Below are 12,797 nucleotides of genomic sequence, written 5' to 3'. Positions count from 1 at the left end.
AAAAAGGAAAAATGCATTTTAAATATTAAAAAAAAGATTAAGCCGCACGATCTATTAGTATCGGTAAGCTAAACATATCACTATGCTTACACATCCGACCTATCAACCTCATGGTCTATGAGGGATCTTTAGCTGTATTGCTACAGGGGATATCTTATCTCAGGGGGGGCTTCCCACTTAGATGCTTTCAGCGGTTATCCCTTCCGAACATAGCTACCCAGCCATTACCACTGGCGTGATAACTGGAACACTAGAGGTTCGTCCATCCCGGTCCTCTCGTACTAAGGACAGCTCCCTTCAAATATCCTACGCCCACAACAGATAGGGACCGAACTGTCTCACGACGTTCTAAACCCAGCTCGCGTACCACTTTAATTGGCGAACAGCCAAACCCTTGGGACCTGCTACAGCCCCAGGATGTGATGAGCCGACATCGAGGTGCCAAACCTCCTCGTCGATATGAGCTCTTGGAGGAGATCAGCCTGTTATCCCCAGCGTACCTTTTATCCGTTGAGCGATGGCCCTCTCATGAGGAACCACCGGATCACTAAGACCTACTTTCGTATCTGCTCGACCCGTCAGTCTCGCAGTTAAGCTCCCTTATGCCTTTGCACTCTAAAGCTGGTTTCCAATCAGCTTGAGGGAACCTTCGCGCGCCTCCGTTACTCTTTGGGAGGCGACCGCCCCAGTCAAACTACCCACCAGACATTGTCCTGAATCCGGATTACGGATTGCAGTTAGAAACACAGAATGATAAGGGTGGTATTTCAAGGGTGACTCCACCGAAGCTAGCGCTCCGATTTCATAGTCTCCCACCTATCCTACACATATCATTCCATACTCCAATGTCAAGCTATAGTAAAGGTGCATGGGGTCTTTCCGTCTAGTTGCGGGTAACCGGCATCTTCACCGGTAATTCAATTTCGCTGAGCCTCTGGTCGAGACAGTGCGGAAGTCGTTATGCCATTCGTGCAGGTCGGAACTTACCCGACAAGGAATTTCGCTACCTTAGGACCGTTATAGTTACGGCCGCCGTTTACTGGGGCTTCAGTTCGAAGCTTCGCACTCGCGTGCTAACCCCTCCCTTTAACCTTCCAGCACCGGGCAGGCATCAGTCCCTATACTTCGTCTTGCGACTTTGCAGAGACCTGTGTTTTTAGTAAACAGTCGCTACCGCCATTTTATTGAAACCTGTATATGCTTACTGAGTAAATCATTCACATTAACAGGTACACCTTATCCCGAAGTTACGGTGTCAATTTGCCGAGTTCCTTAACCAGAGTTATCTCAAGCGCCTTAGGATACTCTCCCAGTCTACCTGTGTCGGTTTGCGGTACGATTACATCTTTAACTCGCTACGAGGATTTTCTTGGCAGTGTGGAATCAATCGCTTTGTAAGACTTTCGCCTTTCGTATTCGCATCTCGGACTTAAAGTACCCGGATTTTCCAAAGTACAATCCTACCTGCTTAAACCGGCTATTCCGTCAGCCGGACGATCTATCCTACTGCGTCCCCCCTTCGCTGATAGCGTTAAAGTTGCAGTACGGGAATATTAACCCGTTTTCCATTATCTAAGCCCTTCGGCCTCGACTTAGGGATCGACTAGCCCTGAGAGGATTAACCTTGCTCAGGAAACCTTAGACTTACGGCGAATATGTTTTTCACATATTTTCTCGCTACTTATGTCAGCATACGCACTTCCGATTCCTCCAGCAGTCCTTTCGGTCTACCTTCAGCGGTTGTCGGAACGCTCCTCTACCCCGTGTAAATTAATACACAGTCGCAGCTTCGGTAATGTGCTTAGCCCCGATACATTTTAGGCGCGGACTCACTTGACCAGTGAGCTATTACGCTTTCTTTTAAGGATGGCTGCTTCTAAGCCAACCTCCTGGTTGTCAATGCGTTTCCACATCCTTTTCCACTTAGCACATATTTTGGGACCTTAGCTGGCGATCTGGGTTGTTACCCTTTTGACCATAGAAGTTATCTCCTACAGTCTGACTCCCGTAATTGCATAACCGGTATTCGGAGTTTGATTGAGTTTGGTAGTCCGGTAAGACCCCTAGCTCATCCAGTGCTCTACCCCCGGTTACTAATTTACGAGGCTATACCTAAATATATTTCGAGGAGAACCAGCTATCTCCAGGTTTGATTGGCCTTTCACCCCTATCCACAGCTCATCACCTAACTTTTCAACGTTAGTGTGTTCGGGCCTCCACAAGATTTTACTCTTGCTTCACCCTGGCCATGGGTAGATCACCTGGCTTCGGGTCTATTTCGTATAACTAAATCGCCCTATTAAGACTCGCTTTCGCTACGGCTCCACCATTAACGGCTTAACCTTGCTATACAAAATAACTCGCTGACTCATTATGCAAAAGGCACGCAGTCACTCTGTCCATCATTGCTGATGTACATAGAGCTTCTACTGATTGTAGGCAAATGGTTTCAGATACTATTTCACTCCCCTCTCGGGGTGCTTTTCACCTTTCCCTCACGGTACTAGTTCACTATCGGTCATCCGGTAATATTTAGCCTTCGGAGATGATCCTCCATAATTCCCGCAAAATTTCACGTGTTCCGCGGTACTCGGGAATACTTAAAAGAGATTAATTCATTTCGCTTACGGGATTGTCACCCTCTGTGATTATACTTTCCAGAATATTCAGCTATAAATTAATTTTGTAACTCTTTCGGAATCTCTGCACGATTCCTACAAGCATCCCACTACCCCAGATATAAAACGCATGCAGACTATAATTATATCTGGTTTAGGCTGTTTCCCTTTCGCTCGCCACTACTCAGGAAATCACTATTGTTTTCTATTCCTGAGGGTACTTAGATGTTTCAGTTCCCCTCGTTCGCTTCTATTACCTATGTATTCAGTAATAGATGTCATAAGTTCATCATGACGGGTTTCCCCATTCAGAAATCGTTGGCTCATAACTTGTTTGGCAGCTCCCCAACGCTTATCGCAGCTAACCGCGTCTTTCATCGCTTCCGGATACCAAGGCATCCACCATAAGCCCTTAGTAACTTAATCTTATGTTACACAACTTTAAAATTCGCCTTGATCCTAATTCTTAATTGCTTAATTAGACGTTCAATTTTCAAAGAACAATAACACTTTTAAACTGGTGGAGGTGAACGGAATCGAACCGATGACTTCCTGCATGCAAAGCAGGCGCTCTGCCATCTGAGCTACACCCCCGATTCTTTACACGCCTTAAGCTATTGGTGGGCCTATCTGGACTCGAACCAGAGACCTCACGCTTATCAGGCGTGTGCTCTAACCACCTGAGCTATAGGCCCATAAGCCTACCGACCAGTATTTCAAAACTAAACAGCAGACACGTAGATTTTTTTATACTCCCTTAAAAGGAGGTGATCCAGCCGCAGGTTCCCCTACAGCTACCTTGTTACGACTTCACCCCAATTACCGGCAACACCTTAAGCGTTAGCCTCTCTTGCGAGTTAGCTTCACGATTTCTAGCATTGCAGACTTTCGTGGTGTGACGGGCGGTGTGTACAAGGCCCGGGAACGTATTCACCGCAGCATGCTGATCTGCGATTACTAGCGATTCCGACTTCATGAAGTCGAGTTGCAGACTTCAATCCGAACTGAGATTTGGTTTATGAGATTTGCTTGTTTTCGCAAACTTGCGTCTCTTTGTCCAAACCATTGTAGCACGTGTGTAGCCCTGGATATAAAGGCCATGAGGACTTGACGTCATCCCCACCTTCATCCGATTTATCACCGGCAGTTTCTCTAGAGTGCCCAACTGAATGATGGCAACTAAAGATAAGGGTTGCGCTCGTTGCGGGACTTAACCCAACATCTCACGACACGAGCTGACGACAGCCATGCAGCACCTGTCTCTCTGTTTCATTGCTGAAAAAGTTATATTTCTATAATTGTCAGAGGATGTCAAACCCAGGTAAGGTTCTTCGCGTTGCGTCGAATTAAACCACATGCTCCACCGCTTGTGCGGGCCCCCGTCAATTTCTTTGAGTTTTAATCTTGCGACCGTACTCCCCAGGCGGAACACTTAACGCGTTAGCTTGAGCACAGAAAGAATAATCTTCCTATACTTAGTGTTCATCGTTTACAGCGTGGACTACCAGGGTATCTAATCCTGTTTGCTCCCCACGCTTTCGCGCCTCAGCGTCAGTATCGTTCCAGAAAGCCGCCTTCGCCACCGGTGTTCTTCCTAATATCTACAAATTTCACCTCTACACTAGGAATTCCGCTTTCCCCTCCCGAACTCTAGTATAACAGTTTTAAGTGCACTTTCCGGGTTAAGCCCGAAGATTTCACACCTAACTTATTATACCGCCTACGCGCCCTTTACGCCCAGTAATTCCGAACAACGCTTGCACCCTCCGTATTACCGCGGCTGCTGGCACGGAGTTAGCCGGTGCTTCCTTTGATGGTACCGTCAGTCCGCTACTGTATTAGAGTAACGGGGTTTCTTCCCATCTGACAGAGCTTTACAACCCGAAGGCCTTCATCGCTCACGCGGCGTTGCTGCGTCAGGGTTTCCCCCATTGCGCAATATTCCCCACTGCTGCCTCCCGTAGGAGTCTGGACCGTGTTTCAGTTCCAGTGTGGCTGATCATCCTCTCAGACCAGCTAACCATCATTGCCTTGGTAGGCCATTACCCTACCAACTAGCTAATGGTTCATAAGCCCATTTATAAGCGATAGCATTGTAAAGAGGCCATCTTTGATATCACGGCTTATGCCGTGATATATTATTCGGTATTAGCAGTCCTTTCGAACTGTTATTCCCAACTTATAAGTAGGTTACCTATGTATTACTCACCCGGTCGCCACTTTACTCGTCCCTTGCGGGACTTTCACGTACGACTTGCATGTGTTAGGCACGCCGCCAGCGTTTGTTCTGAGCCAGAATCAAACTCTCAAAAACAAAACGTTTATTGACAAGAGTACTTAATGATTTGAATATTATTCAAAGACATTAAGCGCATCTTACATTTGACATTTTTTAATTTTATTGCATTTTTGTATGCTGTTTAGTTTTCAAAGACCGATCTTACGAATGGCTGTTTTGGTTCTTTTTAATCATTTTCAATTGCGGTTTTATCCGTTTTTTGAACTGCCATGTTTCGAAGTGTTTTATAAGTATAGTATAAGGAAAAGATTATGTCAAGGGTTTTTTTAAGTTTTTTTTAACAATTTACAATATATTTATCTTCTTATAAAATCTATATAAATATTCATAAGATAGCTTCCGTAAAAAGTATATAGAACGGCAGCCATTGAAAGAAATGGTCCAAATGGTATTTTCGAGGATATGAAATTATCGTCTGCTTTATTATTTAAGTTTAATTCAGATTTCTCTAAATGTATTTCCGGATTTGTATTATTGCTGCCAATGTGAGCGGCATTGTCATTAGCGCTTACGGTATTGATATTATGCGCTAAAGAATTTGCGCTACCGATTGTTTCGCTATGGTAATTGCCGCTGTCATAATTATCGTCGTTTTGGATTAAATTTCCTTTATTGCTCCGACTGCTTGTTGTTTTTGTGCGGTCTTGAATATTTAAATATAATAAGCTTAGTATAAATCCTAAAAGTCCAAAAACAGAACCTGCAAATATAGTAAAAATAACGCCTTTTACCCCCAAAAATGCGCCTATTCCGGCTATCAGCTTTATGTCGCCGCCGCCCAGCCCCTCTTTTTTTCTGACCAATTCATAAAAAACCGCTATCAGATAAAAAGATAAACCTCCAGCAATAAAACCGGCAAAAGGAAACAGAAATCCTTTATGCAACAAAAAAATATTAAATAAAAACCCTGCTATAATCAACGTCATATTTAAAGAATCCGGAATTATACGGTGAAAAAAATCTATAAAAGAAATAGGTATTAAAATAAATATAAAAAAACCATATGCCATAAACAACAAAAGCCTGCCTGTTAAATAATCTTTAAAAAGCGACAGGTCATAAGAAGTTATGTTAAAATGAAAAAAAGCGTTATAAAACAATTTTATGAATAATAAATAAAATAAAACAGCGCTCAGTAATTCAATAGCGGGATAAATAACAGGTATTCTATTACCGCAGGCGCGGCATTTTCCTCCTAATATAATATAGCTGACAATAGGAATATTGTCGTAAAATTTTATTTTTGTTCCGCATTCAGGACACGATGATGCAGGAAATAACAAAGATTTACCTTCCGGCAGCCTATATATGACAACGTTAAGGAAGCTCCCGATTATCAGACCAAAAATAAATACAAAAAACGATGCAAAATAAAATAAATTATCCGTCAGCAGCATTTAATTATAAACTTATTTAAATCTCTTTATACCATTAATATAGAAAAAAATTCTGAATCTTTTTTATAATATGAATGATTATATAAAATGTTTATACAACGCACAGTAGTTTACAGTTTGAATACAGTGCCTGATTTAGTTGTAACCGTGATATTCGGATTAAACAGAATAAAATCTTCGTGAAAATTAACCCTTACATTTCCTCCGAAAGACGAATTGTCTCCCAAAGCCATATGTATAGTACCGTATATTTTTTCAGCTTCCAATATGTTTAAAAAATTTTTCGCCGATTTATTTGTTCCTATACCAAGTTCTGCAATATTTGAAACCAGCTCGTTATTTTTTATAGCAGATATAATATGGTCTTTAAATTTATCAATACCTTCAACGTACTTTACCTTTCCGTTTTCAATGAAAATGGTAAGCGGTTCGTCTAGTTTTTTAGTAGGTGAATATTCCATGACAAATTTGCCTTCGGTTTTCCCCTCGACAGGAGCGGTATAAACCTCCCCCGCAGGTAAATTGCTAAATGCTCCGGGTTCGTCAAGCAGTCCGGTGTCAGCCATGAATCCATTGTCTCTTATATAAAAAATTACATCTGTTCCGTTATTTGACGTTATATTAACAATTGAGGCATCTTTCAGCTTTTCATTTACTTCTAAAGTAAATCGTGCCAATTCAACAGGGTTTATATTTAAAGCAGTCTTAAAAATTGAATCTTCAAATAAAGGCAAACTTGCAAACCTTGCATTGCCGTATTTGGTCAATAAATCCCTAAATAAAGTATGACTCGTTGAAAAATTAGGCAGAGCTATTACGCAATTAACACATTTATTATTGTTGGTTTTTATAAATTCGGATAATAAATTTTTCTCATTTTGTTTTAGCGTTTTATTTCTTATATTATCCCATAATTTATTTTCAACAATAAAATCGGTAATTTTGTCGCCGAAAGCTGTCTCCCAAATTAAAAAAGGCGGCTCGGTACCGTGTTCTTTAAGTGAATCGTATTCCAGATATTTTATCTTAGCAAAACCGGCTCCTATCTCTTTGAAGTCATTCGCTATGTCAATAAGCTTAATTCTTCTTTGTCTATCGTTTTCCGTCAAATTTTCGTCCGGTAAAATTTTATCGGCATATATAAGGCAAGTTTCACCAGACTTAATATTAAAATTTTTTTTGAATATATTTTCTATAATTGTTTTTTTATCCATTTAATTCAATATTCTTGATTATTTTCTATTATTTTATTCATATTTTTATTATTATTTTTATTAATTCGCTAAAATCACAGTCTGGTTTATTTTCTTTTATCCAATAATGTTCTGTTTGACAGGCAATGGTTGTCAAACAGAAAACTATCTGCCTATATATAACGGTATTTTTCTTTATTTACATTATTAACATAACGAAATTAGCAGTTCGTTCAGTTTATATCTAACACGCATCTATCTTTATCATCTACCCGTCATGCGCAGCTGCTTTACGGTCTGCGTATGACGGGTATTATAGCGTTTATAAGTTGAAATTTAATATTAATAAAATATTAAGATATCCATACATACACATATACTAATAAAATCATTTTAACGCCTTGAGTACATCTTCGTAATTGGGTTCTTGCGTTATTTCCGGAACTAATTGTTTATAAATAATTTTGCCTTCCTTATTCACTATAAAAACCGCTCTTGCGGTTAATCCTTTCAAAGCGCCTTCACCTATAATAACACCGTATTTTTCCATATCTTTATATCTAAAATCAGAAGCTACGGTAATGTTTTTTATACTAAAACTTTCACAGAATTTATTTTGAGCAAAAGGCAAATCCATAGAAACTATATTTACATCAATATTTTCAAACTTAGACAGCATTTCGTTGAATTTCTTTGTTTCCATTTCGCATACGGGAGTATCAAGCGAAGGTACGGTAATTATTAATTGAACTTTTGCATTTTCGCCGCCCAATTCCTTTTCTTTTAAATCTTTAGCTACAACAATAACTTTAGGAGCTTTATCTCCAACATTTAATGCAGGTCCCACCAGCGATGTAGCATTGCCTTTTAAAGAAACTGTTTCTGACATTTTAATCCTCCTTAATGTTAATTTAGCAGTTAATTTAAATTCGGTAGTTAATTTTTAAACTCTACTTACTTATTAAAAAAAAGATAAATAATAATAAAAATAAAACACCATTTTATTATTAATCTGTTTAAATATATATATATCATATTTTATTATTATATTCAATATAATTATTAATATCATTTATTAAATGATATGAATAATTATTGCCGTTATAAAACTTGACTAACGATTAAAGAGCGGTTGAAGTATATATAGAAAAGAAAAACATAAGTATTGCAAAAAACAGGCGGAGAAATGTGTTGAGTTGAAATACGATCTAAAAATATATCGGCATTATTTAAATATATAAAAAATACCAATAAATATTAGTACGGCAATCAGCGTATAGCTAAGATATTCTTCTTTAACATACTTTGATTTTGATACTATAGGGCCTAAAAAAGAACCCGCAATTATACCTGCTATTGAAATTAATAATAAAAAAGGCAAAACATGAACGCCCATCGAAAGATAATTTGTAACGCTTGTTAAAGATGAAATAAGTATAGAAAAAACGCTCGTTCCCGCAACTATCATCATCGGAAGATTCAATATCCCAGACATAAAAGGAACCAGCAAAAAACCTCCTCCTACTCCAAATACAGACGAAATTATAGCAACAACCATACCTGCTATAAATGCAAAAATCGGATTAAAATTATATTCCTTATTAAAATATCTTATTTTTACGTTTCTGAAATTTACTTCAAGAGTTTTTATAGCATTATCTTCTAATTTTAAATTTTTGTCTGATAAAGGATTAAGTTTTTGTTTTCTTTTTTTTGAAATAATTTTATATATAAGCAGAATACTGATGAAAAGAGTGAGATAGCCAAAAAAATATTTAAACGATTTAAGCTCATATAAATAATGTTTTGAAAACCATGAACCTAAAATAGCTCCGACTATTCCTCCGGAAGCTATTATTGCGCCTAGAATTAACGAAATTCTTTTTTGTCTGATAAACAAAGGAACGGCAATTAACGGGGTTACTATTGTTAAGATCTGACTCATGACCTTAACGGAATTTGCATCTTTTACATGCAGTATAGTAATGAAACCGAAACTGGCAAATATTCCGCCGGCTGCGCCTATTGTGGAAAAGATTAGCCCTGTAAACAAAGCCCACGCAAATGCTATAAAGTAAAAGATAAGATGGGAAAAGAAAATCACTTTCCCTCCCGCTTGTCAAGTGAAGCAAGAAAAACTTTAATAAAACTTGAGAAATTATTTTTGCTGATATTTATATATCTCGATATCCGAACACTTGTTTTTTTAATCCAGTCTAACTGACTGATTTTATAAATTACTCACTGCATATTTATAAACCCTCAACTAAGCATATGCTAAATATTATTTATTATGACAAATAATAGCATAAACATTAAATCATTGCAATATTATTATGTTATTGTCATTGCCGCTCTTGGAAATTGTATCGGACTTCACCTGCTTTAGTATATTTCAGATGCGCTGCATATTAATTATACCAGTTTCTATAGCAGCTATTTTTTTTCTGCCGTCAGGATTATCCAAATCGCCCCCGCCGCAGTATAATTGCCATTGCAGCGTCCCGCATATAGAGTATTCAGCCTGCAGACCTTCAGGTTTTCCATTATTATAATTAAATTCTATTAAAGTTTTTTGATTTACCCAGTTTATAAATTGCCTACCGTGCAATTTTCCGTTGAGATAATTTAATTCGTAATGCTTTTTGCCGTTTTTGTAGAAACCTTCAGTTTTACCATGCAGTTTTCCGTTAATATTATAACGCGTTATAGACTTTATGTTTATTTTCTCTTCTTCATAATATGTAATTACTTCTTTTAATGCCTCAAGACCATATATCTTTTCTATTGAATTTACAATATTTAAATTATTTATTTTATTTATGTCAATATCAATATAATAATTGCTTACAATGTTTAAATTATTAGCATCCAATATTTGATTAAATAACGGTAATTTGTTATTTTTTTCTTTCATTTTATAATTCCTTATTAATTATAATATTATATATAGTATTCTTATGTCAAAATAATATAGATATCATAATAAAATCATATAAAAAATGAAAAACTAAAAAATATAAACAAAATATAAACTATGTTAAATGACCATAAATAAAAAGCTTAACCCAACTTTATCGCTATTAACAGAAAACTCTTGATATTGCTATGTTTAAAGGTCATATAAATTTTTTTGGGGACTGCACAATAAAAAAATAAAATATAATAATATCAACAAGTTATAATTTTAAATAATAAAAATTATAGATGACTTTTACCCCATTCATGAATAGCATCCAAAATTGGTTTTAAACTTATTCCTAAATCTGTAAGCGAATATTCTACTTTAGGCGGAACAACGGCATACACTTTTCTATTAATAATTCCTTGATTTTCAAGATCTCTTAACTGCTGAGTAAGCATTTTCTGAGTTATGCCGTTTACACATTTTTTAAGCTCATTAAAGCGCTTAGTGCCTGTGAAAAGTTCGCTTAATATTCTTACTTTCCAGCTTCCTCCGATAATTTCGAGAGTTTTCTCAACAGGACATATTATTTTATCTGTTTTCATATTTATTTTTTTTAAATTAATTTCTATCCATTATATTATTTTATATTATTTTTTTTAATTTAGTCAAAACAAAAAATTTATTTAATTAAATAATCAATAAAATAATAATCTGTTTAGTCTATTATTATCTTAATTATTTTATTGTCATATTATTATAATAAAAATATTAATGTTAGGTATATTTTAGTAATAATTATACTGATACAAATAATATTTGATTATTATAGTAGTACTAATATTAATAGGTATATTTTTGGTATCTATATGACAAAAAAGTGCATACTTTACATAATTATATATTAATCGTATTATAAAATCAACGCAGGTTTTAACAAAAAATAAATTATTAATTAATTAAAAGGAGAAAAATCATGAAAAAAGAACCGTTAGTTTTAAATGGAATTAAGGAAACAACCTATATTTGCAAATGCGGAAAATCAAAAAATATGCCTTATTGCGACGGAAGCCATAAAACGCTTTCAGGAAATATTACCCCATTTGTTTTAGAACCGACAAGCGAGACAGTTTATATTTGCCAATGCGGTAAATCAAAAAACTTTCCATATTGCGACGGAAGCCATAAAAACTTATGATTTATCTAAATTTGTTAAAATCTGCTTTTGATAAAAAAATAAATTTTAAAAATATAAAATTTATTTTTTAACTAATATATTATATTTAATAATTTTTTATGGAGAAATAAAAATGAAAGCAAATTCTGCAGCATTATTTTTTTTAAGATTTGTATTGTTTTTAAGTTTTTTTTATCATGGCAGCGGTATTTTGTTTGACTGGTTTGACGGTCCCGGCATTGCAGGCTTTGCCGGATATATGAATTTTCCGGTTATAATTGCTGTTTTAGTAGGAATAGCAGAATTTACGGGGAGTTTAGCGATGGTTTCAGGAGTACTTACAAGAATAGGCGCTTTAAATATCATGCTAGTCATGCTTGGCGCGATATTTATCTTGCATTTGCCTCATGGATTTAACATTATGAACAACGGCTATGAATATGCCCTTACCGAATTTACGATAGCTCTTTCAATTTTTATTATGGGTCCAGGAGACTACACTTTAACTTCTATCGTAAAAAAAGATTTGCCGTTTATTCTAAGATAATTAACAACCAATATAATAAATATATAATAATATTGTAACAATATGCGCTTGTATTATTGATATTGACCTGCACATGTACAAGCAATAAGCAATTGCCGGTTGATTTATATATGCCAATATGCCGTTACAATATTATTATATGATTACAGTTATTATTAATTGTAAATAAAAGGTAAAAAGTAATAAATGATTATTAAATTTTACTAAAATAATTCCTGAAAATCAGTATTTGCTATAATTTTATTTCTTTGTTTCTTTACGCATCAAAGCGCAATATATACCGCTCCGGATTTAACCAATTTTGCAATTTCATAAACGCCGGCAGGCACTATCGTGGCATAATCCGGTACATCGCTGTCTTTAAGGTCAAACATATTCATTGCATTTCTGCAAACGTATATTTTTGTTTTTTCATTAAGACTGTCCCTAAGCTGATTTCTGAGCTGAGCGTGATGAAGAAGCGAAACTACCGAAGGTCCGAAAAATACGACGGTTATTTCTTCCGTATCTTCTATTGCAGACAAATTTTTAATTACGTTAAATGAAAGAGCAGGCATTATAGTGCCGTTTGTAACCTGAATAACATATTTCATAAAAAACCCCCATAAAATTAATTTCTTACGCGGTTGAGAAACTATATATAATATACTATCATAAAAAA

Annotated in this window: 9 protein-coding genes, 2 tRNA genes and 2 rRNA genes; 2 read left to right on the top strand and 11 right to left on the bottom strand. The window is 36.0% G+C overall.

Annotated elements, in window-relative coordinates; all coding sequences use genetic code 11:
- Window positions 1-29 precede the first annotated feature (29 nt).
- The 10 genes from EVJ46_04535 to EVJ46_04490 all read right to left on the bottom strand — a co-directional run bounded on the left by EVJ46_04535 (window position 30) and on the right by EVJ46_04490 (window position 11,017).
- Window positions 30-3,048, bottom strand: a 23S ribosomal RNA gene (locus tag EVJ46_04535).
- 88 nt (window positions 3,049-3,136) lie between these two features.
- Window positions 3,137-3,212: transfer RNA gene (locus EVJ46_04530), tRNA-Ala, on the bottom strand.
- 24 nt (window positions 3,213-3,236) lie between these two features.
- Window positions 3,237-3,313: transfer RNA gene (locus EVJ46_04525), tRNA-Ile, on the bottom strand.
- A 65-nt stretch (window positions 3,314-3,378) separates the two neighbouring features.
- A 16S ribosomal RNA gene (locus EVJ46_04520) occupies window positions 3,379-4,931 on the bottom strand.
- The 16S and 23S rRNA genes sit together here with 2 tRNA genes alongside, the layout of an rRNA operon.
- Before the next feature lie 282 nt (window positions 4,932-5,213).
- Complete coding sequence (locus tag EVJ46_04515) at window positions 5,214-6,314, bottom strand: prepilin peptidase (GenBank protein ID RZD16302.1); 1,101 nt, start codon at window positions 6,312-6,314, stop codon at window positions 5,214-5,216.
- Window positions 6,315-6,424: 110 nt separating this feature from the next.
- Window positions 6,425-7,528: a peptidase gene (locus tag EVJ46_04510; GenBank protein ID RZD16301.1), complete on the bottom strand. Its 1,104-nt coding sequence runs from the start codon at window positions 7,526-7,528 to the stop codon at window positions 6,425-6,427.
- Between the two features lie 367 nt (window positions 7,529-7,895).
- On the bottom strand, window positions 7,896-8,396 hold the full coding sequence (locus tag EVJ46_04505) for a thiol peroxidase (GenBank protein RZD16300.1): 501 nt from the start codon (window positions 8,394-8,396) through the stop codon (window positions 7,896-7,898).
- A 336-nt stretch (window positions 8,397-8,732) separates the two neighbouring features.
- Window positions 8,733-9,611, bottom strand: coding sequence for a sulfite exporter TauE/SafE family protein (locus tag EVJ46_04500; protein RZD16299.1), 879 nt, complete (start codon window positions 9,609-9,611; stop codon window positions 8,733-8,735).
- Window positions 9,612-9,902: 291 nt separating this feature from the next.
- Entirely contained in the window at window positions 9,903-10,424 is a 522-nt protein-coding gene (locus EVJ46_04495; protein RZD16298.1) for a hypothetical protein, read from the bottom strand.
- A gap of 284 nt (window positions 10,425-10,708) precedes the next feature.
- On the bottom strand, window positions 10,709-11,017 hold the full coding sequence (locus EVJ46_04490) for a transcriptional regulator (protein ID RZD16297.1): 309 nt from the start codon (window positions 11,015-11,017) through the stop codon (window positions 10,709-10,711).
- A 371-nt stretch (window positions 11,018-11,388) separates the two neighbouring features.
- On the opposite strand from EVJ46_04490, the gene EVJ46_04485 reads away from it, so the two are divergent.
- Together EVJ46_04485 and EVJ46_04480 are read left to right on the top strand one after the other, a co-directional pair.
- On the top strand, window positions 11,389-11,610 hold the full coding sequence (locus tag EVJ46_04485; GenBank protein ID RZD16296.1) for a CDGSH iron-sulfur domain-containing protein: 222 nt from the start codon (window positions 11,389-11,391) through the stop codon (window positions 11,608-11,610).
- Window positions 11,611-11,722: 112 nt separating this feature from the next.
- Window positions 11,723-12,136, top strand: a complete 414-nt coding sequence (locus tag EVJ46_04480; protein RZD16295.1) for a DoxX family protein — start codon at window positions 11,723-11,725, stop codon at window positions 12,134-12,136.
- Window positions 12,137-12,399: 263 nt separating this feature from the next.
- Here EVJ46_04480 and EVJ46_04475 read toward each other — a convergent pair whose 3' ends face one another.
- A complete protein-coding gene (locus tag EVJ46_04475) occupies window positions 12,400-12,729 on the bottom strand; it encodes a hypothetical protein (protein ID RZD16294.1) in 330 nt (109 codons plus the stop codon).
- Window positions 12,730-12,797 lie beyond the last annotated feature (68 nt).

The sequence above is a fragment of the Candidatus Acididesulfobacter guangdongensis genome, assembly GCA_004195045.1.
Lineage (GTDB): Bacteria > SZUA-79 > SZUA-79 > Acidulodesulfobacterales > Acidulodesulfobacteraceae > Acididesulfobacter > Acididesulfobacter guangdongensis.
The sequence above is the reverse complement of the archived record's forward strand: the minus strand, read 5'-3'. Positions and strand labels throughout refer to the sequence as shown.